This window comes from Rhodococcus sp. MEB064, assembly GCF_000834565.1.
GTDB lineage: Bacteria > Actinomycetota > Actinomycetes > Mycobacteriales > Mycobacteriaceae > Rhodococcoides.
Window position 1 is genome coordinate 1 of sequence record NZ_JXQS01000026.1, and the last position, 22,393, is coordinate 22,393.

Annotated in this window: 20 protein-coding genes; 6 read left to right on the plus strand and 14 right to left on the minus strand. The window is 67.2% G+C overall.

Annotation, left to right across the window (positions count from 1 at the left end; genetic code table 11):
• From RU01_RS13065 to RU01_RS13080, 4 genes are all read right to left on the minus strand, one after another.
• The coding region (locus tag RU01_RS13065; protein WP_042575011.1) for an AbrB family transcriptional regulator at positions 1 to 822 on the minus strand (822 nt) is incomplete at its 3' end.
• Positions 819 to 1,220, minus strand: coding sequence for a universal stress protein (locus RU01_RS13070; protein WP_042575012.1), 402 nt, complete (start codon positions 1,218 to 1,220; stop codon positions 819 to 821). The genes RU01_RS13065 and RU01_RS13070, both read right to left, overlap by 4 nt.
• A gap of 31 nt (positions 1,221 to 1,251) precedes the next feature.
• The gene (locus RU01_RS13075; RefSeq protein WP_042575013.1) at positions 1,252 to 2,652 is read right to left on the minus strand and encodes a CitMHS family transporter; all 1,401 of its coding nucleotides are present in this window, start codon (positions 2,650 to 2,652) and stop codon (positions 1,252 to 1,254) included.
• 94 nt (positions 2,653 to 2,746) lie between these two features.
• Positions 2,747 to 3,757 (minus strand): Bug family tripartite tricarboxylate transporter substrate binding protein, encoded by a 1,011-nt coding sequence (locus RU01_RS13080; protein WP_231568704.1) that lies wholly within the window; start codon positions 3,755 to 3,757, stop codon positions 2,747 to 2,749.
• Positions 3,758 to 3,871: 114 nt separating this feature from the next.
• On the opposite strand from RU01_RS13080, the gene RU01_RS13085 reads away from it, so the two are divergent.
• On the plus strand, positions 3,872 to 5,512 hold the full coding sequence (locus RU01_RS13085; RefSeq protein ID WP_042575014.1) for a sensor histidine kinase: 1,641 nt from the start codon (positions 3,872 to 3,874) through the stop codon (positions 5,510 to 5,512).
• Positions 5,509 to 6,177, plus strand: a complete 669-nt coding sequence (locus RU01_RS13090) for a response regulator (RefSeq protein WP_156148908.1) — start codon at positions 5,509 to 5,511, stop codon at positions 6,175 to 6,177. The genes RU01_RS13085 and RU01_RS13090 overlap by 4 nt, the downstream gene beginning before the upstream one ends.
• On the opposite strand, the gene recR is transcribed toward RU01_RS13090, so the two are convergent.
• The 3 genes from recR to RU01_RS13105 all read right to left on the minus strand — a co-directional run bounded on the left by recR (position 6,174) and on the right by RU01_RS13105 (position 7,626).
• Positions 6,174 to 6,785, minus strand: a complete 612-nt coding sequence (recR, locus tag RU01_RS13095; RefSeq protein WP_042575016.1) for a recombination mediator RecR — start codon at positions 6,783 to 6,785, stop codon at positions 6,174 to 6,176. The two genes, RU01_RS13090 and recR, sit on opposite strands and share 4 nt — an antisense overlap.
• A gap of 3 nt (positions 6,786 to 6,788) precedes the next feature.
• On the minus strand, positions 6,789 to 7,127 hold the full coding sequence (locus RU01_RS13100; RefSeq protein WP_042575017.1) for a YbaB/EbfC family nucleoid-associated protein: 339 nt from the start codon (positions 7,125 to 7,127) through the stop codon (positions 6,789 to 6,791).
• 64 nt (positions 7,128 to 7,191) lie between these two features.
• A complete protein-coding gene (locus RU01_RS13105) occupies positions 7,192 to 7,626 on the minus strand; it encodes an SRPBCC family protein (protein ID WP_042575018.1) in 435 nt (144 codons plus the stop codon).
• A 227-nt stretch (positions 7,627 to 7,853) separates the two neighbouring features.
• On the opposite strand from RU01_RS13105, the gene RU01_RS13110 reads away from it, so the two are divergent.
• From RU01_RS13110 to fadD5, 3 genes are all read left to right on the plus strand, one after another.
• Complete coding sequence (locus RU01_RS13110; RefSeq protein ID WP_042575098.1) at positions 7,854 to 9,266, plus strand: FAD-binding oxidoreductase; 1,413 nt, start codon at positions 7,854 to 7,856, stop codon at positions 9,264 to 9,266.
• Positions 9,263 to 10,582: a class I SAM-dependent methyltransferase gene (locus RU01_RS13115; RefSeq protein ID WP_042575019.1), complete on the plus strand. Its 1,320-nt coding sequence runs from the start codon at positions 9,263 to 9,265 to the stop codon at positions 10,580 to 10,582. Before RU01_RS13110 ends, RU01_RS13115 begins: the two co-directional genes overlap by 4 nt.
• Before the next feature lie 87 nt (positions 10,583 to 10,669).
• Positions 10,670 to 12,205, plus strand: coding sequence for a fatty-acid--CoA ligase FadD5 (gene fadD5 / locus RU01_RS13120; protein ID WP_042575099.1), 1,536 nt, complete (start codon positions 10,670 to 10,672; stop codon positions 12,203 to 12,205).
• Here fadD5 and RU01_RS13125 read toward each other — a convergent pair.
• On the minus strand, positions 12,202 to 12,390 hold the full coding sequence (locus RU01_RS13125) for a membrane protein (RefSeq protein WP_042575020.1): 189 nt from the start codon (positions 12,388 to 12,390) through the stop codon (positions 12,202 to 12,204). The two genes, fadD5 and RU01_RS13125, sit on opposite strands and share 4 nt — an antisense overlap.
• 90 nt (positions 12,391 to 12,480) lie before the next feature.
• Here RU01_RS13125 and RU01_RS13130 point away from each other — a divergent pair, with 90 nt between their 5' ends.
• The gene (locus RU01_RS13130; protein WP_042575021.1) at positions 12,481 to 13,617 is read left to right on the plus strand and encodes an alpha/beta hydrolase family protein; all 1,137 of its coding nucleotides are present in this window, start codon (positions 12,481 to 12,483) and stop codon (positions 13,615 to 13,617) included.
• 50 nt (positions 13,618 to 13,667) lie between these two features.
• On the opposite strand, the gene RU01_RS13135 is transcribed toward RU01_RS13130, so the two are convergent.
• The 6 genes from RU01_RS13135 to RU01_RS13160 all read right to left on the minus strand — a co-directional run bounded on the left by RU01_RS13135 (position 13,668) and on the right by RU01_RS13160 (position 22,370).
• Positions 13,668 to 15,818, minus strand: a complete 2,151-nt coding sequence (locus RU01_RS13135; RefSeq protein WP_042575022.1) for a 3-hydroxyacyl-CoA dehydrogenase NAD-binding domain-containing protein — start codon at positions 15,816 to 15,818, stop codon at positions 13,668 to 13,670.
• A gap of 9 nt (positions 15,819 to 15,827) precedes the next feature.
• Positions 15,828 to 17,039 (minus strand): acetyl-CoA C-acetyltransferase, encoded by a 1,212-nt coding sequence (locus RU01_RS13140; RefSeq protein WP_042575023.1) that lies wholly within the window; start codon positions 17,037 to 17,039, stop codon positions 15,828 to 15,830.
• Positions 17,040 to 17,214: 175 nt separating this feature from the next.
• Positions 17,215 to 19,338 carry a DNA polymerase III subunits gamma/tau gene (locus tag RU01_RS13145; RefSeq protein ID WP_042575024.1) on the minus strand — a complete coding sequence of 708 codons (2,124 nt, stop codon included), beginning with the start codon at positions 19,336 to 19,338 and terminating at the stop codon, positions 17,215 to 17,217.
• A gap of 46 nt (positions 19,339 to 19,384) precedes the next feature.
• Entirely contained in the window at positions 19,385 to 19,969 is a 585-nt protein-coding gene (locus tag RU01_RS13150; RefSeq protein WP_042575025.1) for an HhH-GPD-type base excision DNA repair protein, read from the minus strand.
• Positions 19,970 to 19,981: 12 nt separating this feature from the next.
• Positions 19,982 to 20,857, minus strand: a complete 876-nt coding sequence (locus RU01_RS13155) for a type IV toxin-antitoxin system AbiEi family antitoxin domain-containing protein (protein ID WP_042575026.1) — start codon at positions 20,855 to 20,857, stop codon at positions 19,982 to 19,984.
• A 226-nt stretch (positions 20,858 to 21,083) separates the two neighbouring features.
• The gene (locus RU01_RS13160) at positions 21,084 to 22,370 is read right to left on the minus strand and encodes an aminotransferase class I/II-fold pyridoxal phosphate-dependent enzyme (protein WP_042575027.1); all 1,287 of its coding nucleotides are present in this window, start codon (positions 22,368 to 22,370) and stop codon (positions 21,084 to 21,086) included.
• Between the last annotated feature and the right edge of the window lie 23 nt (positions 22,371 to 22,393).

Here is a 22,393-nt window from a genome sequence, read left to right on the forward strand (position 1 = left end):
CGCGTAGGGAAAGAGCCGACCGATCAGACGCAGGCTCGACATCGTGAAGGCCAAGCCCGCTTGCCATCCGATCACCAGGAAGGCGATCGGGAGCACGATCGGGGGGATCTCGATGCCCACCGGCCACCCGAGAAGAGCGAGTGCGCCGGACACCAGCAACGGTCCCAGCGTCGCGGGAGCGGGAAGACGCGCGAGCCGCCCCAGAGCGATGCCCACCAGCACGGCACCGACGAGGAACAGCACACCGATCCACCACGGCAGCGCATCGTCGACGGGTTCCGCAGGCTCGACGGCGTGCGTGTCCGCGTGGAACACGAAGGTGACAACCAGCGGCATCGTCACGACGACCAGAGCGACGCGGAGGTACTGCACGACGGCGACGACACGCTCGTCGCCGCCGAGTTCGCGCGCCGTGGCCACCAGTCCGGTGGCGCCGCCGGCGATCAACGCCAGCATGCCCGTCGCTGCCGTCACATCCTTGTTCAGTGCGAGAAGTGCGCCGCAGCCGGCACTGACCGCCAACGTGGCGATCCCGATGGCCACCGCGGGAAACCAGTTGTCGCCCAACGCAGCCAGCGTCTCGATGTCCACCATCAGGCCGATCGTCACGGCCAGGGTTCCCTGGGCCGCCATCGACCCGAACCGCGGGACCGCGCGCGGACCCAGTCCCGTCAGGGCGAAGAAGACCGCGACGACGAGAGCCGCGAACAGTGACGGGGCGGTCAGTCCCACCGCGTCGAGTAGGAACCATCCGGCCACGGACACGGCTGTGAGCGCCACCCAGCGGGTGGCGCTCACAGCGACGGTACGAACTCTGCTCACGACTTGACGAGCAGCACCGGTACCGGTGTTTCGAGAAGCAGACGCTGGATCGACTGGCCCATCAGGAACTTGCCGACGGCCGACCGGTGACGCGAACCCACCACGAGCAGTTCGGCTCCGGACTTCTCGATCAGGGCGAGCAGGGTGGTCGTGGCATCGGGGTCGGGCTGAGCTGCGGCCAGGGTCCACGTCGCCTCGGATTCACCGAGAGCCGAGAGCGACGCCCTGATGGATTCCTCCACCGCGTCGGCCTCCTTGGCCTCCGAGGAGGGATCGGGTGAACCGGAGTACGCATGCAGCACAACCAGGTCGGTACCGGTCGCCCGTGCCTGCTGGAGTGCGGATCCGAGGGCTTTGCGGCCTTCGTCGGAGCTGTTGTGAACGACGGCGACACTCATGATCGTGTGTTCTCTTTCTCGTGGATGCTGATCAGCCGAAGGGGATCTGGCCGAGGAGGACGCCGACGGCGAGCATCGTCAAGGAGACGACGGTGGCGCGCCACAGGACCTTGCGGTGGTGGTCGGCGAGCGAGACGCCGGCAAGGGTGACCAGCAGCAGGATGGCGGGGACCAGCGGGCTCTGCAGGTGGACGGGCTGGCCGGTGATCGAGGCGCGTGCCATCTCGACCGGCTCGATGCCGTACTGCGCGGCCGTCTCGGTGAGCACCGGGAGGATGCCGAAGTAGAAGGCGTCGTTGGTCATGAAGAACGTCAGCGGGATCGACAGGATTCCGGTGATGACGGCCAGGAACGGTCCCATGGCGTCCGGGATGACGCCGAGGAGCCACTCGGCCATCGCCTCGACCATTCCGGTACCGGAGAACACGCCGGTGAGGACGGCAGCGGCGAGCACCATGGCGACGACGGAGACGATCGAGGCGGAGTGGCGTGCGATGGCCTCGCCCTGCTCCTTGACCTTCGGGAAGTTGAACGTGAGCGCGATGGAGGCGGCGATCATGAACAGCACCGGGATGGGGAGGATGTCCATGACCAGGATGACGAGGAGCGTGACGGTCAGGATCGCGTTGAACCAGAGCAGCTTCGGACGCAGGGTGTCGCGGTTCGGGTCGAGGCCGTCGATGAACTGGCCTGCCTTGCCGTCGTTCTCGTCGTCACCGGTGGTGATGTCGGCGCTTCCGGTGCTGCGACGGGTCTTGCCGGTTCCGGTGCCGTCGGTACCCACGCCGGCTCCTACGAGCTCCGTGTCGTAGACCAGCGAGCCGAGGCGGCGACGCTCCATCAGACCCAGGTGGATCGAGAACAGCAGCACAATGATCAGGCCGGCGATCATGGACGGAACCATGGGGATGAACACGTCGGAGGGCGAGATGCCGAGTGCCGATGCGGCACGGACGGTGGGTCCACCCCACGGGATGATGTTCATGGTGCCGTTGGCCAGACCGGCGACGACGGTCAGGATGACCGGGGAGACACCGAGTTTCAGGTACAGCGGCAGCAGCGCGGACGTCACGATGATGAACGTCGTGGAGCCGTCACCGTCGAGCGAGACGACCATCGCCAGCACGGCGGTTCCGACGACCAGCTTCATCGGGTCGTTGCGCACCAGGCGCAGGATGCCGCGCACCAGCGGGTCGAACAGTCCGACGTCGATCATGATGCCGAAGAAGATGATCGCGAAGAACAGCAACGCGGCGGTCGGGGCGAGCGATTTGATGCCGTCCGTGATCATGTCGCCGATGCCGAGGCCGGCTCCGGCGAACAGACCGAAGATGACCGGCACCAGGATCAGCGCGACGACGGGCGTCGCACGTTTGGTCAGGATCAGGAACATGAAAGCGGCAACCATGAGGAAGCCGAGTATCACCAACATGGTTACTACTCCTCGTGTTTCGAGTGGGGTGTATCGAGTGGATCGGGGTGTTCAGGACACAGCTGTCGCAGGGGACCGAGCTGGTGGGCCGGCGTCAGCCGGTGGTGGGTGGGCCGATCGTGGTGCGGACGAGGTCGGCCTGCTCGTCCAGGAACGACGCGAAGTCGTCACCGGTGAGAAGAGCGTCCCTCCACCCGTTGCGCAGCAGGATCTCCTGCCACACAGGGGATTCGACCAACGACTCGACCTGGGCGGTCAGAGCGTCGACCCGGTCGGGCGGCAGTCCCGGCGGCGCGAGGATGCCCCGCCAGTTGTCGAAGTCCAGGTCCACACCCTGCTCGCGGACGGTGGGGGCGTCGATACCGTCGATACGCTCGGCGCTGGAGACGGCGAGGACACGGACGGTGCCCGACGCGATCTGGTCGAGGTACTCGCTCACGCCGGTCGTGGCCACGTCGACCTGGCCGGTGAGCAGGGCGGGAAGAAGCTCGCCGCCCCCGTCGTAGACGCGGTACTCGGACGCCCGCGGATCGACTCCGACGGCCCGAGCGAGCTGGGTTCGGAACAGTCCGTCCGGACCACCCTCGGCGGAGCCGCCGGCGAACTGGAGACCGGACGTGTCCGAGCGCCATCGATCGAGCAGGTCGGCGAACGTACGCAGCGGGGATGCCGCCGGTACGAGCACGACCTCGGGTTCGGTGACCAGGCGGGCGATGGGAGTGACGTCGGTGATCGAGTGATCGGACGGGGTGGTGGACAGTGCGCCCACCAGCCCCAGTCCCATCACCAGCAGGAGCCGATCGTTGCCCTGTTCCAGAGCAAGACGATTGAGCCCCACGACGCCACCCGATCCGGGTAGTACGAGAACGTCGTCCACCACGACGTCCTCCGCGGCCCAACCTCGGGCCAAGCTGCGAGCGGTCAGGTCGTAACCGCCACCGGCGACGGAGGGAGCGATGAGACGAAGTCCCGGCTCCCCCACCCCGGTCACCATGGACGGCATCGCCGCACTGCAGGCGGTCGCCGTGCAGAGCACCACCAGCAGCGCTGCGAGAGCGCTGATGCGGCGACGTCGGTTCATGGGCACGATCTCACTGTGGCGCATCTTGTGACTGTGGTCACCCTTTGGTGCACAAACGGGATTGTGTTCATTGTGCGCGCCGACCGTGCACGCAGATGCGCGAATTCCCGCACCGTCCGGCGGTACGGTTCAGCGGTGATGCGGCGGCGACTGAATCTCCTTCGATCACGCCGCACCCTCTCGTCACAACTGCTCGGACTCCAGCTTCTCATCATCGTCGCCGTGCTCGTGGTCATCAGCGGCCTCTCGCTCGCGCAGGCGTCCGCGACCTTCCAACGTGAGCAGGGCCTGCGCGTGCAGTCCGCCGCGGAGAACCTGGCTGCCAGCCCGACAGTCCGGCAGCTGCTGCCCTCCGCTCAGCCGCGCATCCGCTCGGGACTGCAGGGCGCCGTGGAGTCGGTGCGCGCAGTGTCCGGCCTCGACTACGCACAACTCACCGATCCCGACGGAGTCATCGTCGTCGCCACGGATCCGTCGCGGATCGGGCAGAAGTCCGCCGCCGAGGGTGCCGGGGCCCGCGACGGCCGATCCTGGACCGGTCTGGCCGAGACCAGCGAGAACACGGCACTGTCCCCGAACGCGTCCGTCCAGTCGCAGGTCCCGGTACTCGACGCCGACGGTCGGATCGTGGGAGTGGCCATCGTCGGGCGTGAGTACCCGTCGGTGTGGGCGCGGCTCGGCCAGGCGACCCCCGACCTGCTCATCTACCTCGCGGTCGCCTCCGTCCTGGGAGCCGTGGGCTCCATCCTGCTTGCCCGACGCGTCAAACGGCAGACGATGGGCATGGAGGCCGGAGAGATCGTCGACCTCGTCCGGCAACGTCAGGCCATGCTCGAGGGACTGAAGGAAGCCGTTGTCGCACTGGACCCTTCGGGCAGGGTCGTCCTGCTGAGCCGCAGCGCCCACGACATGCTCGGTCTCCCCGAGGACAGTGTCGGACGGGACGTGGAGAAGCTGGGGCTCGACGATCGCGTGCTCGACGTCCTGCGCCACCCCAGCGACGACGGTGATCAACTCGTTCTCACCGGTGATCGCATCCTGGTCTTCAACACCGTCCCGATCGAGGCTGCCGGTCGGAAGGTCGCGACGGTCACCACGTTCCGCGACCGCACGGAGCTCAGCGACGTCGAGAGCAAGCTCGACATCAGCCGCACCAGTTCGACCGCACTGCGCGAACACATTCACGAGTTCGACAACCAGCTCCACACCATCTCGGGGCTGGTGCAGCTCGGCGAGTACGACGAGGTGGAGCGCTATGTCGACGGCATCACCGAGCATCGGGAACGACTGACCTCCACCGTCACCGACCGCATCGACGATCTGGGGGTCGCCGCCCTGCTGATCGCGAAGATCGGTGCGGCGGCGGCACGGTCGGTCACGATTGCGCTCGACGACGCCTCGAATCTCCCTCGATCGAGCGACGACGGCTCCCGCGATCTCTGCACCATCGTCGGCAATCTCGTCGACAATGCAGTAGACGCGCTGCTGGAACACGGGACACCGGATCCGGTCGTACGGGTGCGCATCGTGACCACCGAGGACCGTATCGACGTCGAGATCGCCGACAACGGCCCGGGCATCGACGCTCCGGACGTCGACAAGGTCTTCGAACAGGGGTGGAGTACCAAGGGGACGTCGCTCGACGGCCACGGTTTCGGTCTGGCCCTCGTGCGCGTCGTCTGTCGCCGCGGCGGCGGCGAGGTGTCGGTGGGTGAGAGAGTCGAGGACGGCAGGCGCTGGACGGTCTTCCGGGCGAGCGTGGGGAGGGACGAACGATGACACTCAAGGTCCTGGTGGTCGACGACGACTTCATGGTCGCGCGCGTACACACCGGGTTCGTGGCGAAGGTGGACGGCTTCGAGGTGTGCGGGGTGGCGCACACGGCCAGGGAGGCGCTGGAGAAGGTCGAGTCGACACGGCCGGATCTGGTGCTTCTGGACGTCCACCTGCCGGGCGTCACCGGACTCGATCTGATCGGCCCGTTCCGCGACATCATCCCTGACCTGGACGTTCTGGTCATCACCAGCGAGCGTGAGGCCGAGTCGGTTCAGAGGGCGCTACGCGCCGGCGCCGTGCACTATCTGATCAAGCCGTTCAAGTTCTCCGCCCTGCAGGAGCGGCTCGAGCACTACCGGCACACCCGCGAGTCGTTGGCGGCCATCTCCGAGGCGGAGCAGGACGCCGTCGACAAGGCGTTCGGAGTTCGCGGTGCGGCCACCCGTCTGCCCAAGGGTCTGAGCGGCGAGACGTTGACGATGGTGGAGCAGCACCTCCGGGACAACGAGACGGAGATCTCCGCGAGCGCGATGGCCGAACGCACGGGCATGTCGCGCTCCAGCGCGCGGCGCTACCTGGAGTACCTTTCCGACGTGAACCGCGTGACGGTGACGCTCGACTACGGCAACGTCGGCCGGCCGGAGCGGCTCTACCGACTCAAGCGCTAGCGCATCACGTTGCGGCCGGACAGCGCCCGGCCCAACGTGAGCTCGTCGGCGAATTCGAGGTCGCCGCCCATCGGCAGACCGGATGCCAGGCGCGTCACGCTCAGACCGGGGAAGTCGCGCATCATGCGCAGCAGGTAGGTCGCCGTCGCCTCGCCCTCGGTGTTGGGGTCGGTGGCGATGATGACCTCCGAGACGTCGACACCGTCCTCCTGATTGCCGACGCGGGTGAGCAGCTCACGGATGCGGAGTTGGTCCGGACCGACGCCGCTGAGCGGATCGAGAGCACCGCCGAGCACGTGGTAGCGGCCCTTGAACTCGCGAGTGCGCTCGACGGCCTGGACGTCCTTCGGCTCCTCCACGACGCAGATCATGGTGCGATCCCGCCGGGGATCGGAGCAGATGCGGCACATCTCCTTGTCCGAGACGGTGCCGCACACGATGCAGAACTGCACTCCGTCGCGAACACGCTGCAGAGCTTTCTGCAGGCGGTCGATGTCGGGCGCCTCGACGGCGAGGAGGTGGAAGGCGATGCGCTGCGCACTCTTCGGTCCGACACCGGGGAGCTTGCCCAGCTCGTCGATCAGATCCTGGACCGGACCTTCGTACACGGTCTAGAAGCCGGGCAGACCGGGAAGACCGCCGCCGGCGAGACCGGCGAGGGGGCCGAGCTTCTGCGAGGCGACCTCGGCCGCGGCGCGCGACGCGTCCGCGATGGCGCCGATGACCAGATCCTGCAGGGTGTCGACGTCGTCGGGATCGACGACCTTGGGGTCGATGGTCAGGCCCACCACCTCGCCGCTGCCCTTGACGGTGGCCACGACGAGTCCGCCGCCGGCGCTGCCGGTGACCTCGGTCGCGGCGATCTCGGCCTGGGCGGCCATGAGCTGCTGCTGCATCTGCTGGGCCTGCTGCAGCAGTTGGGACATGTCGGGCTGTTCACCGGGTTGCACGGCGGGTGTCCTTCCGAGACGAAAGCTGTGGTCCTGGTCGAGCCTAGTCACTCGACCCGACAGGTCACTGGACCTGACGCGACAGGTTCTCCAGCAGGCTCGCCTGGATCTTCTTCAGCCCGAGAGGGGCGAAGGTCTTCTCGAAGAAACCGCCGATGCCACCGGCGCCGGTCCACTCGGTCGTCGTCGTCACCTGCGAACCCGCCCCACTCGGGGAGACGGCGTAGGTGGTGACCATCGACGAGTTGGCATCGGTCTCGGTGATCGTCGAGCCCGCGACGGACACGGTCGCCAGGACGTCCCGTGACCGCTTCTCGGTCGCCTGGAGGATCCAGCGCACGACGGTGCCGTCGCCCTGACCGCCCTCGACGACAGCGAAGTCGCGGTAGTTCTCGGGCAGGATGCGCGGGCGCACGGTCTCGTAGTCGGAGAGGGCAGCGAGCACCTTGTCGGGTGCCGCCTCGAACGTGCGGACACTGCTGGCGCTGACCTTGGCCATGAGGGGTTCTCCTGAGCACATCGAAACGAACGAACGGTACTACCAGTCTTCCATGTCCCGGCCGAGAGGTTTCCGGGCGGACACCGGGCGAATCGACGGCAACGATCATGTGACGTTTCCCGTCTCGAGGGGCACCTTCCGTAGCGTTGCGAACAACCGCGATATAGCGTTCTCGCGTGGATCGGACACTCGACGCAGAACGTGGGAGACCCCCCGGACCTGCTGAAATCGGACAAGACCGGCACGAAGCCGGCGTACGGACACTGCTGAGCAGCTACCGCGCGATACCCGACGCGGCGACCGTCCGGCTGGCGAAGAAGACGTCCAATCTCTTCCGCGCCCGGCCGAAGAACACCGCTCCCGGCCTCGACGTCTCGGGACTGGGCGGAGTCATCTCCATCGACCCCGTCGCGATGACGGCCGACGTGCAGGGAATGTGCACGTACGAGGACCTCGTGGACGCGACCCTGCACCACGGCCTGTCGCCGCTTGTGGTCCCCCAGCTCAAGACCATCACGCTCGGCGGGGCCGTCACGGGCCTCGGGATCGAGTCGACGTCCTTCCGCAACGGGCTCCCGCACGAGTCCGTGCTCGAGGTCGACATCCTCACCGGATCCGGTGACATCGTCACCGCGACAGCCGACAACGAGTACAGCGACCTGTTCCACGCGTTCCCCAACTCGTACGGCACGCTCGGGTACTCGACCCGTCTCCGCATCGAGCTCGAGCGTGTCCACCCCTACGTCGCCCTGCGCCACGTCCGTTTCCACGACGTGGAGTCGGTGCAGGAGGTGATGACCCGGATCGTCGCGGACCGCGAGTACGACGGCGAACGCGTCGACTACCTGGACGGAGTCGTCTTCACAGGATCCGAGGCGTACCTGACGTTGGGCCGCGGCACCGACGAACCCGGACCCGTCAGCGACTACACCGACGATCGCGTCTTCTACCGGTCCATCCAGCACGACGGCGCCGCCCCGAAGCGTGATCGGCTGACTATCCGCGACTACCTGTGGCGATGGGACACCGACTGGTTCTGGTGCTCCCGTGCCTTCGGCGCCCAGAACCCCCGCATCCGGAAGTTCTGGCCCAAGAAATACCTGCGCAGCAGCTTCTACTGGAAGCTGATCGCGCTCGACCAGAAGTACGACATCGCCGATCGCCTGGAACGGCGCAAGGGCAACCCGATCCGCGAACGCGTCGTGCAGGACATCGAGGTTCCCGTCGAGAACACGGCCGCCTTCGTCGACTGGTTCCTGCGGGAAATACCGATCGAGCCGTTGTGGTTGTGTCCGCTGCGGCTGCGGGAACCCGACGGCTACAGCGATGCGAGCGAGGCGGATGCCGGAGTTCGCGGGTGGCCGCTGTACCCGTTGCAACCACACCGTACGTACGTCAACATCGGTTTCTGGTCGTCGGTCCCGATCGTCGACGGTGAGCCCGAAGGTGCGGCGAACCGCCGCATCGAACGGACGGTGACCGAGTTCGACGGCCACAAATCGCTCTACTCGGATTCGTTCTACGACAAGGACGAGTTCGATGCCCTCTACGGCGGTGAGAAATACCGCCTTCTGAAGAAGAAGTACGACCCCGATTCGCGACTGTTGGATCTGTATTCGAAGGCGGTGCATCGTCGATGACGACGTTCAAGGATCATCAGAACTCCGGCACGGCCGGTAGTTCGCCCAAACTCTCCATAGCCGAGATTCTCGAGCAGTTCACCGAAGGTGATCTGCCCGTGCGCTTCTCGGCCTACGACGGCAGTACGGCCGGTGCCGAGGATTCCGAGTACGGGCTCAAGCTCACCTCACCCCGCGGCACCACATACCTCGCGACAGCTCCGGGCGACCTGGGCATGGCCCGCGCCTACGTCTCCGGCGACCTCGAGATCGAAGGCGCCCACCCGGGCGACCCGTACGACGTGCTGAAGATGCTCGGCGACGACCTTCACTTCAAGCGCCCGTCCGCCCGCGCGCTGGCCACCGTGACCCGCTCGTTGGGCTGGGAGTTGTTGCGGCCCATCGCTCCCCCGCCCCAGGAGTCACTGCCGCGGTGGCGTCGTATCGCCGAGGGTCTGCGGCACAGCAAGACCCGCGACGCGGAGAGCATCCACCACCACTACGACGTGTCCAACACGTTCTACGAGTACGTCCTCGGCCCGTCGATGACCTACACGTGCGCCGCCTACCCGAGTATCGACGCCTCTCTCGAGGAGGCGCAGGAGAACAAGTACCGCCTGGTGTTCGAGAAGCTGAACCTCAAAGCGGGCGATCGGCTGCTCGACATCGGCTGCGGCTGGGGTTCGATGGTGCGCTACGCGGCCCGCCGCGGCGTCCACGTCATCGGCGCCACGCTCTCCAAGGAACAGGCCGAGTGGGCACAGCAGGCCATCGCCGCCGACGGCCTCGGTGATCTCGCCGAGGTCCGGCACAGCGACTACCGCGACATCGCCGAGACCGACTTCGACGCGGTGTCGTCCATCGGCCTCACCGAGCACATCGGTGTCTCGAACTACCCCGCATACTTCGAGTTCATCAAGAGCAAGCTCCGTCCCGGTGGCCGCGTGCTCAACCACTGCATCACCCGCCCCGACAACCGGTCGTCGGCACGTGCGGGTGGGTTCATCGACCGCTACGTCTTCCCCGACGGTGAACTGACCGGGTCGGGTCGCATCATCACCGAGATGCAGGACGTCGGCCTCGAGGTGCGCCACGAGGAGAACCTGCGCGAGCACTACGCGCTGACTCTGCGCGACTGGTGCCGCAACCTCGTCGACAACTGGGATGCCTGTGTCGCCGAGGTCGGTGAGGGAACCGCCCGCGTCTGGGGCCTCTACATGGCCGGCTCGCGCCTGGGCTTCGAGCGCAACGTCGTGCAGTTGCACCAGGTGCTCGCCGTGAAGCTCGACAGCACCGCCGACGCGGGACTTCCGTTGCGCCCCTGGTGGAACGGCTGATCTGCTGACACGGACGCCGTCTCGGGTGTCGAATCACGGGGACTGTCGACACCCGAGCGGGTGCGACTCCACGAGAGGACACCCGAGATGGCGGATCAGTCGCAGCCCGGACGTGCACGGCGGGACAACTGGAACAACCAGGTACGTCGACACGCACTGATGGATCCCGCGGGTGTGGCGCTGCGCTTCGGCGGGGCGACGCACACCTGGCGCGGCCTCGCCGACCGTGTCGACGCACTCGCCGGCGGGTTGTCCCGCCGCGGTGTGACGGCCGGGGACCGGGTGCTGATCCTCATGCTCAACCGGCCCGAGTACGTCGAATCGGTGCTGGCGATCACCGCCGTCGGTGCGATCGCCGTGCCCGTCAACTTCCGGATGAGCGCACCGGAGATCACCTACCTCGCGGAGAACAGCGGCGCCGGCCTCATCGTCGTGGAGGACGCTCTGGCACCGCTCGCCGCGGCGGTCGGCATCGCGGACTCGATCATCGTGGGAGGTGACGGGGACACCTACGAGGCGCTGATCCGCGAGGGCATTCCTGCGCCCGACACCGACGTCCCGGACGATGCGCCGGCGCTGATCATGTACACCTCGGGAACCACCGGCCGCCCCAAAGGTGCTGTGCTGTCCCATTCCAACATGCAGGCCCAAGCACTCACCTGCATCCGGGCGCTACAGATGTACGGGGTGGACGAGATCAATTTCTGCGCGTCGCCGATGTTCCACATCGCCGCGCTGGGCAGCATCGCCCCCAGTCTCAAACTCGGCATCCCCACCGTCATCCACCCCGTCGGTGCGTTCGACCCGGCCGCACTGCTCGACGTCCTCGAGGCCGAGGCCGTGACCACCCTGTTCCTCGTGCCGGTGCAGTGGCAGGCGGTCTGCGCAGAACAGGCGCGACGCCCCAGGACGTTGGCACTGCGGGTGATCTCGTGGGGTGCGGCGCCGGCGTCGGACACCGTGTTGAGGGCCATGTCGCAGACGTTCCCCGACGCCCTCACCGTGGCCGTCTTCGGCCAGACGGAGATGTCGCCGATCACCTGTGTCCTCGACGGCGGCGACGCACTCCGCAAACTCGGGTCCGTGGGACGCGTCGTCGCCACGGTGGAAGCGCGGGTCGTCGACGACGACATGGTCGACGTCCCGCGAGGCGACATCGGCGAGATCGTCTACCGCGGACCGACGTTGATGCACGGTTACTGGGAGAACCCCGCCGCGACGTCGGATGCGTTCCACGGCGGCTGGTTCCATTCCGGCGACCTGGTGCGCCAGGACGACGAGGGCTTCGTCTTCGTCGTCGACCGCAAGAAGGACATGATCATCTCCGGCGGTGAGAACATCTACTGCGCCGAGGTCGAAAACGTCCTGTTCTCCCATCCCCGGATACTCGAGGCAGCCGTCATCGGCCGCCCGGACGACCGGTGGGGTGAGGTGCCCGTCGCCGTCGTCGCGCAGCGCGCCACCGACGAGCCGGACCTGACGCTTCCCGACCTCGTCGACTGGCTGGACGCACGCCTCGCGCACTACAAGCACCCTCGCGACCTGGTCCTGGTGGAGGCGCTCCCCCGCAACGCCGGCGGCAAGGTCGTGAAGGTCGACCTGCGCCGGCGGTATTCGAGCTAGACCCCGCGGCGCCTGCTCACCACCACGATCGCCACTCCGACGATCAGGATGATGGGACCGAGGATCGACCAGGTGGACGTGTTGCTCATCGCGCTACCGCCGATCACCCCGAATCCCTGGAGGGCGAACAGGAGGCCCAGAAGGGCGATTACGACACCGATGACGGTGACAACAGGAGTCTTCACCTGTCGAACGTAGTCCCCTGACGCCGCGTCGGGCAGATCCTCGTGAGGAGACACACCACGAGGTGCGCAGCCCGTGGTGAACTGACAGACGTGACTTCTCTACGACGACTCGGTCTCCCTGCCCTCGTTGCCTGTGTATCGCTGGCGACACCCCTCTGGCTCGCCGTCGCGCCGGCATCCGCGGAACCTGCCGCGGGAACCGTGATCTCCAGCAGTGCGCTCGACCCGGCGCTCGCGCCCCGAGGTGCCGCCGAGAGCTACCTCGTCCGCTACACCACGCTGCGCACCGCGGACAAGGTCGGCGAATCGACGGGAACCGTGTTCGTGCCCGCCGGCGAGCCTCCCGTCGGTGGATGGCCCGTGGTCTCGCACGCTCACGGAACCACGGGCATCGACGACGCGTGCGCACCGTCGCTGACAGGCACCACCGAGCTCGAACGCCCGGCCGTCGAAGCGTGGCTGGCGGCGGGATACGCCGTCGTCGCCACCGACTACGCGGGCATGCGAACCCCCGGCGTGAGTGCGTATCTCGACGGCCCCGCAGCCGGCGCGAACACCGTCGACATCGTGCGCGCAGCCCATTCCGTGGTGGGTGGGACGTTGTCCCCGACGTGGATCGCCACCGGGTTGTCGCAAGGTGGGAACGCGGCGTACTTCGCTGCCGCGGCTGCGTCGTCGCGCGCACCGGAACTCGACTTCCGCGGCGCCGTAGCCATTGCCGGACCGACGCAGCTGGACTCGGTCTTCCCGTTCGCCGGCCCGACAATCCCGCCGGTGCTCCCGAACGGCATCGTCGGCTACGTGTTCTCCACTTTGGCGGGCATGAGCGACCAGCGCCCCGAACTCGATGTGCGGAGCTACCTCACTCCGCGCGGCCTCGAGTACCTGAACGCGGCGACCACGCTGTGCGGCACCGAATTCCGTACCTACCGAGAGACGCATCCCGCGCAGTTCGGTGACCTGCTGACCAGGCCGCTGACTCCGCTGGCGCCGGTGTTCCGGCAGATGCAGGCCGTTCCCGTCAGTGGATACGATCGGCCCCTGTTGGTGACGCAGAGCCTGGCGGACCAGACCGTCCCCGCACCTCTGACGTTCGCGCAGACCGCACGAATGTCTGCCGCCGGCACGGACTTCCAGCTGGTCACCTTCCCGACTCCCGACCACGTCGGAACGCTGATGGCGTCGATGCCGGCCTCGCTGGACTTCGCAGCACGCGTGCTGCGCTGAGACGACGACAGCCCCGCACCACGAGGTGCGGGGCTGTCGTGTGCTCGTGACTAGCGCAGTGACGCAGGCGGAGTGAACCGCTCGCCGTACTGCTTGGCCAGCTCCTCGGCACGGGCGACGAACGCCTCCTTGCCGATCGAACCGTCCGCGGCCTCGTAGCCGACGACGTACTGGTGCACGCCACCGGTCCACGCCGGGAAGCCGATTCCGAAGATCGAGCCGATGTTGGCGTCGGCCGTGGTGTTCAGGACACCCTCGTCGAAGCACTTCTGCGTCTCGATCGCCTCGATGAAGAGCATGCGCTCCTTGAGGTCCTCGAAGGACGCCTCTGACGTCCCCGACTTGAAGGCGTCACGCAGACCGGACCAGAGGCCGGTGCGCTTGCCGTCCACGTACTCGTAGAAGCCGGCGCCCTTGGACTTGGACGGACGCTCGAACTCGTCGACCATCTTGTCGATCACGGCACCCGCAGCATCCTCCGGAGGAGTTCCGCCGGCGGCCACGATCGCGTCGTAGGTCTCCTTGCGGATCTTCTGCATCAGGGTGAGCGTCAGCTCGTCGGAGAGCTGCAACGGCGGCGCCGGGTAGCCCGCCTGGAGGCCGGCCTGCTCGATGGTCGACGGCTCGACGCCCTCGCCCAGCATCGCGATGGCCTCGTTGATGAAGGTACCGATCACGCGGGAGGTGAAGAATCCGCGGCTGTCGTTGACGACGATCGGCGTCTTCTTGATGGCCTGCACGAGGTCGAATGCCTTGGCCAGAGCCGCATCCGAGGTCTTGTCGCCACGGATGATCTCGACCAGCGGCATCTTGTCGACGGGCGAGAAGAAGTGGATTCCGATGAAGTCTTCCTGGCGCTTCACACCCGTCGCGAGACCGGTGATGGGCAGCGTCGAGGTGTTCGAGCCGAGCAGCGAATCGGGAGCGACGAGGTCCTCGATCTCCTGGAAGACCTTGTGCTTGAGGTCCTGCGACTCGAAGACGGCCTCGATGACGAGGTCTGCACCCTCGACGTCCTTCGGGTCCGCCGTCGGGTGGATCCGCGCGAGGAGCGCGTCCGACTTCTCCTGCGTCGTCTTGCCACGCGAGAGAGCCTTGGCCTCGATGGCCTCCGAGTACGCCTTGCCCTTGTCCGCGGACGCCTGCTCGACGTCCTTGAGGACGACGTCGATGCCGGCCTTCGCACAGACGTAGGCGATGCCCGCGCCCATCATGCCGGCGCCGAGAACGGCGACCTTGGTGAACTGGGTCTTCTCGTAGCCGTCCGGCCGCGACTTGCCGGCGTTGATCGCCTGCAGGTCGAAGAAGAACGCCTGGATCATGTTCTTCGAGACCTGGCCGGTGACCAGCGACGTGAAGTAGCGCGACTCGATGGTGGACGCGTTGTCGAAGTCGACCTGCGCGCCTTCCACCGCTGCGGACAGGATCGCGAGCGGCGCCGGCATGGGCGCGCCCTTGATCTGCTTGCGCAGGTTCGAGGGGAACGCCGGAAGGATCTGTGCGAGCTTGGGATTCGACGGCGTGCCGCCGGGGATCTTGTAGCCCTTGACGTCCCAGGGAGCGACGCCACCCTCGGGGTTGGCCTTGATCCATGCCTTCGCAGCGGGAACCAGTTCCTCGATGCTGCCGACGACCTCGTGCACCAGACCGAGCTCGAGAGCCTTCGACGGCCGGAAACGCGTGCCCTGCGACAGCACCGACATGAAACCGTTCTGGATGCCCATCAGGCGGGTGATGCGCGTGACGCCACCACCGCCGGGGAGCAGGCCCAGCGAGACCTCTGGGAGGCCGAGCTGCACGCCCGGCACGTCGGCGACGATGCGGTGATGCGTCGCCAGCGTGATCTCGAGTCCGCCGCCCAGTGCTGCACCGTTGATCGCGGAGACGACGGGCTTGCCCAGGGTCTCGAGGCGACGGAGCTGCGCCTTGACGGTCTGCACCTCGTCGAAGATCTGCTGTGCGTCGGCCGGACCGGCCTTGATCATGTTCTTCAGGTCGCCACCGGCGAAGAACGTCTTCTTCGCCGAGGTGATGACGACGCCGGTGATGGAGTCCTTCTCGGCCTCGAGGCGATCGACCGTCGCGCCCATCGAGTCCTTGTAGAGCTCGTTCATCGTGTTGGCGCCCTGGTTGGGGTCGTCCATCGTCAGCGTGACGATGCCGTCGGCATCCTGATCCCACGCAATCATGTTCTCGCTCATATAAGTTCCTCAGACTCGCTCGATGATGGTGGCCACGCCCATGCCGCCGCCGATGCACAGGGTGATCAGCGCGTAGCGCCCGTTGCGTCGCTCGAGCTCGTCGAGGACGGTGCCGGTGATCATGGCGCCCGTGGCACCGAGGGGGTGGCCCATGGCGATGGCGCCGCCGTTGACGTTGAGCTTCTCGCCCGGGATCTTCAGATCGCGCTGGAAGCGGAGCACCACGGACGCGAACGCCTCGTTGAGCTCGAACAGGTCGATGTCGTCGACCGTCAGCCCGGCCGCGGCCAGGACCTTCTTCGACGCAGGCGTCGGGCCGGTCAGCATGATGGTGGTGTCGGCGCCACTGGTGGCGGTCGCGACGACGCGCGCACGGGGAGCCATGCCCATCGACTTGCCGGCGTCCTCGCTGCCGACGACGACGAGTGCAGCACCGTCGACGATGCCGGACGAGTTACCGCCCGTGTGGACGTGATCGATCTTCTCGATCCAGTGGTACTTCTGCAGCGCGACGTCGTCGAAGCCGCCCATCGCGGCGATTCCCTCGAACGCGGGCTTCAGCTTGCCGAGCGACTCGACCGTCGTACCCGGACGCATGTGCTCGTCGTTGTCGAGGATCAGCAGGCCGTTCTGGTCGGTGACCGGAACGACGGACTTGGTGAAGTAGCCACCCGACCATGCAGCAGCGGCGCGCTCCTGCGACTGCGCGGCGTAGGCGTCGACGTCCTCACGGGTGAAGCCCTCGATCGTCGCGATCAGATCGGCGCCGATTCCCTGAGGAGCGAAGTAGGTGTCGTAGTTGGTCTGCGGGTCCATCGCCCACGCGCCGCCGTCCGAGCCCATGGGCACGCGCGACATCGACTCGACGCCGCCGGCGATGACCAGCTCGTCCCACCCGGACCGCACCTTCTGTGCGGCGAGGTTGACGGCTTCGAGGCCCGAGGCGCAGAAGCGGTTGAGCTGGAAGCCGCCGACCGTGTCGGGCATCTTCGCGGCGAGGACCGCCGTGCGAGCGATGTCCGCGCCCTGGTCGCCGACGGGCGAGACGACACCGAGGATGAGGTCGGAGATCCGATCCTCGTCCATGTCGGGGAAGCGACGACGGAGCTCGTCGATCAACCCGGTGACGAGCGAGATCGGCTTGACCGAGTGCAACGACCCGTTCTTGCCCTTGCCTCGCGGCGTCCTGATGGCTTCGTAGATATATGCCTCTGTGGTCACTGCGCAGAGTTCCTTCCGACGTGAGATGGGCAGCACGGCGGATACAGGCACCGGCGCCCACGAGGTACAGACCTCGACGCCACTCACCATAAGCACGAAAAGGCGTGGCGGAAAGGACCGAAACGAGCGCGCAGTATGACACCGGGGACGGTGTTCGCGGGCCCTTTCGAGAGTGTCAGATCTCCTTGAGCGGGGTGGCGCCCAATTCGGACTGCAGCAGCTCCAGCGCGACCTCGTCCGGATCGCGCCGCGTCGACGGATCGACAGGCTCCTTCGCCTGCTTCATCAACTCTTCCTGCTCCTCCGGACTTTCCGGGGGAGGAGGACCGTCGTACGGATCAGGGCTGCCCGGGTCGTCCGGATAGTCGGGCTCCTCTGGCGGAGGCGGTATGTCGTCGTCGGTCGGCCGCGACGCCGTGGACGGGCGGGCCGTCGAGGTCGGCGCCGGTTGCGGTGCGGCACGGCTGGGTCGCGAGAAGCGAGGAGCGTTCGATGCAGGACGTTCCGGTGTCGCCGTGGCGGGCGCCGGGGCCGCTGCACGCACCGAGCCGTCCCCGGCCTCGCAGACGACGGTCCAGTCCACACCGAACACATCCCGCAGCGCGTCCTTGATGACTTCCGCGTTCCTCGGTTCCACCAGCCTCTTCGCCAGCGGCGCCGAGTCGTGACCCAGCACGATCGCGCCGTCACCGACGGACTTCACCGTCGCACCCGACAGCATCACCTCGACCGTGCGACTGCGCTCACGGACCTTGGTCCGCACCTCGGACCAGACCGCGCGCACGGCAGCCACATCGGGTCCGGCCGTGTCGGGTTCGGGAGCCGCGGTGGGCTCGGGTTCCGGTGTCGGATCCGGTTCCGGTGTCGGCTCGGGCTCGGGTTCCGGGGTCGGCTCGGGTTCCGGGGTCGGCGTCGGCTCGGGTGTCGGCACGGGGTCGGGCTTCGGTGCCGGCACGGGCTCGGGGGTCGGCTCGGGCTGTGGTGTCGGCTCTGGCGCAACAGGTTTCGCGGCCACCTCGGGTGCTGGCGCCGGTTCGGGAGCGCGCTCGGACGGCCGTCGGAAAGTCTGCTTGTGGGCCGTGGCCTCGAGCCGGTCCTGCTCGTGACCCGCCTCCACAGCGGCGGCTTCTCCGGCGGGAAGCGTGACGTCGAGCCGACGCTCCAACCGCTCGATGCGTTGCAGCACAGCACTTTCCGCGTCGGACGCAGCGGGGAGAAGCATGCGGGCACACATCACCTCGAGGAGCAGACGGGGCGCCGTCGCGCCGCGCATCTCACCCAGACCGGCGTGCACCGTCTCCGCGTACCGCGCCAACGTGGCCGGACCGATGCGCTCGGACTCGTCGCGCATGCGCTCGATCATGTCCGCTGGGGCGTCGATCAGACCGCGCTCCCCCGCGTCGGGAACCGCTCGCATGAGGATGAGGTCGCGGAGACGCTCGAGCAGGTCGACGGCGAACCGACGCGGATCGTGCCCGGCGTCCATGACTTTCTCGACGGTGCCGAACAGCGCTGCTCCGTCCTGCGCGGCCAACGCGTCGACGGCCTCGTCGATCAGCGCGACGTCCGTGACACCGAGCAGCATGAGCGCGCGGGCGTACTGCACACCCTCGTCGCCCGCGCCGGCGAGCAACTGGTCCAGCACGCTCAGAGTGTCACGGGGCGAACCGCCGCCGGCGCGAATGACCAACGGGAACACAGCATCCTGGACGGTGACATGCTCTTCCGCGCAGATACGTACCATCAGCCCGCGCATGGCTGCCGGGGGCAGCAGTCGGAACGGGTAGTGGTGCGTACGGCTACGGATGGTCGGAAGAACTTTTTCCGGCTCCGTCGTCGCGAACACGAAGATGAGGTGCTCCGGCGGCTCCTCCACGATCTTGAGCAGCGCGTTGAAGCCGGCCGTGGTGACCATGTGCGCCTCGTCCACGATGAAGACGCGGTAGCGGGACTCGGCCGGGGCGTAGAAGGCCCGATCACGCAGTTCACGGGTGTCGTCGACGCCGCCGTGGCTCGCAGCATCGAGCTCGATCACATCGAGGTTGCCGGGGCCACCGGGAGCCAGCGCCACACACGACCCGCAGACGCCGCACGGAGTCGACGTCGGACCTTCCACACAGTTGAGCGAGCGCGCCAGGATGCGCGCGGAGGACGTCTTACCGCAGCCGCGAGGACCGGAGAACAGGTAGGCGTGATTGATGCGCTTCGAGTCGAGTGCGACGGACAGCGGCTCGGTGACATGCTCCTGCCCGACCACTTCCGCGAACGTCGCTGGACGGTATTTCCGGTACAGGGCCACGCGAGAAAGAGTACCGACGCCGACCGACAGATCGGTCGGCGGGAACCTACGACCCCTTGCTCTCCTTCGCCGCCTTCTTGGCGGCCTTCTTGAACTCGCGGACCTCACCCAGTGAGCGGGCGTCGACCACGTCGGCAATCGACCGGCGCGACCCGTCGTCGCCGTAGGAACCCGCGGCGTCGCGCCAGCCCGTCGGCTCCACACCCATCTGCTTGCCCAGCAGCGCGAGGAAGATCCTGGCCTTCTGATCGCCGTACCCGGGCAGCGCCTTCAGTCGCTTCAGCACTTCCTTGCCGTCCGGATCGCCCTCCGTCCAGATGGCGTCGGCACGGCCGTCCCAGGTATCCACGATGAACGAGCACATCGACTGGATCCGCTTACCCATCGATCCCGGGTAACGATGCACCGCGGGCGGGGTGGAGCAGATGGCGAGGAAGTCGTCCTCCGGCATCTCGGCGATCGCGCGCACGTCGAGCGACCCGATGCGATCCACCAGCTTCTTCGGCCCGGCGAACGCGGATTCCATCGGCACCTGCTGATCGAGCAGCATCCCGATCAGGAGCGCCAGGGGCTCGGAAGAGAGCAGTGCGTCGGCGTCGGGGTCTCCCACCAGGTGCAGCGTCGTTGCCATGGCGTCATTCTTTCACGCGGACAGCGCAGCACGGATGCGCTGCGCCAACCGATCGTCGGCGAGGTCCTTCCAGGTCCAGCGCACGACTCGCCACCCGGCGGCGCGCAGAGCGTCCTCCCGCAGCTTCTCGGCGACCATCACGCTCTCGGTCGCCTCACCTCCACCGGTGTACTTCACCATCCCGTCGAACTCGCCGATCACGGTGTCCCACAGAAAGTCGGGTCGATACACGCGTCCGTCGACCACGATCTCGGTCTGCAGCCGAGGACGGGGAAGCCCGTGTCGGTCGAAGTAGACCCGGCTCCGCGACTCACCGACCGATTCACTCGCACGATCGACGAAGTCGGCCACACGTCGCGCTCGGGCGATACCTGCGCGTCGGCCACATCGCTGTAAAGCCTCCCGCAGGTCGGCGTCCTCAGCCGACGCGGCGTCCCCCGCACACACCGCAGCCTCGAACGACAGCGAGCAGGCGAGGTCGACGACGGTTCGCGCAAGCGTCGTCACACAAATCAGGTCGTGCGTGGTCAGGTCGACCGGGCTGAGGGAATGGCTGTGGAGATATCTGTCCGCGTCGACACGTCCGCGTCGTCCACTCGTCGCAGTGACATGCACTTTGTGCGGTGGTCCGCCGATCAGCGGCAACCCCCAGTGCAGTGCGGCGGACTCATGGCTGAGTACGAGGTCGGATCCGCCTGCCGACAGAACGGCCCTGGCGCAGAGGAGGTGGCGTGCTTCCGGGGACACGTCCGCCATGACGCCGGAACCGACGAAGCACCCGCGGCGCACGGAGGAGATCGAACCGGACCGGAGTGCACGGCGGATCTCGGAATCGCTGACACCGCGGTGCACCAGCTCGCGTCGGGTGATGAGTGGGTCGTCGGCCATTCGCTCATCGTGAACGACCTCGTCGACCAGTGAATTCTTCTATCCACAGGGCGGCTGCTTGCTCCGGTTTCAGCAAGGTGCTCCGGCTACAACCAGAGCAGGATGCAGAACACGGAGCACGTGCAGCCGACCTCATCCACAGGCGACCGAGGCATCGGAACCCGCTTCGGTTTCGGCAACCTGCTCCGGCTACAACAGGAGCACCGTGCGGGAAGTGGAGGAGCTACTACGAACCCAACAGCTTCTCGGTCGCAGCGAGCAGAACACAGGTCGCGACGCCGTCCATCGCCGCGGCCAGCTCGTCCGTCGACGGGAAGCTGGGGGCCAGGCGGATGTTGCGGTCGTTCGGGTCCCGCTTATACGGGAAGGCGGAGCCGGCGCCCGTCAGCGCGATGCCCGCGTCCTTGGCCAGCGAGATGGTGCGGGCAGCGGTGCCGTCGAGCACGTCCAGGCTGACGAAGTAACCGCCGTCGGGCTCGGTCCACGATGCGACCTTCGAGGCACCGAGCCTGTCGTCGAGGATTTCCTGGACCATCGCGAACTTCGGCGCAAGGATCTCGCGGTGCTTGGCCATGTGCGACCGCACTCCGTCGGCGTCGCCGAAGAAGCGCAGGTGGCGAAGCTGGTTGAGCTTGTCGGGGCCGATGCTCTTCTTGCCGTAGTGACCCAGGTACCAGTCGAGGTTCGCGGTGGACGCTCCGAGGAAGCTGACTCCTGCACCCGCGAAGGTGACCTTGGACGTCGACGCGAACACGTACGGCCGGTTGGCGTGGCCCGCGTCCGCTGCGAGCCCGAGGACGTCGTACGACGGTGGGAACTGCTCGCTGATGGGGTGCACGGCGTAGGCGTTGTCCCAGAACAGGCGGTAGTCGGCGGCCGCGGTGGGCATCGTGGCCAGGGCGCGCACCACCTCTTCCGAGTAGACGGCGCCGGTGGGGTTCGCGTAGTTCGGCACGCACCACATGCCCTTGATCTGCGGATCGCCCGAGACCAGCCGCTCGACCTCGGCGACGTCGGGGCCGTCCTCGTTCATTGTCACCGGGATCATCTCGATGCCGAAGCTCTCGGTGATGGCGAAGTGCCGGTCGTATCCGGGGCTGGGGCAGAGGAAGCGGACGACGGGTTCGGCGGCCCAGGGACGCACGGAGTCGACGGTGCCGTGGAGCATTCCCCACACCACCAGGTCGTGCATGATCTCGAGGCTCGCGTTGTTGCCGGCCACCAGGTTCGCGGCGGGGATGTTCAGGAGCTCACCGAAGATGGCGCGCAACTCGGGAAGGCCCTGGAGTCCGCCGTAGTTGCGGCAGTCGGTGCCCTTGCCGTCGCGGTAGTCCTCACCGGGCAACGTCAGTAGTCCGGCAGCGAGGTCGAGTTGCTCGGGAGAAGGCTTTCCGCGAGTGAGGTCCAGCGACAGTCCGCGGCCCTTCAGGGCGTCGTATTCGGTCTTGTGCTTCTCGTGCTCCGTAGCCAGCTCGTCGGGATTCATCAGTCCGAGTTGAGCTTGGCCGGTCATGGCGAGGAGGGCCTTTCGAGGCG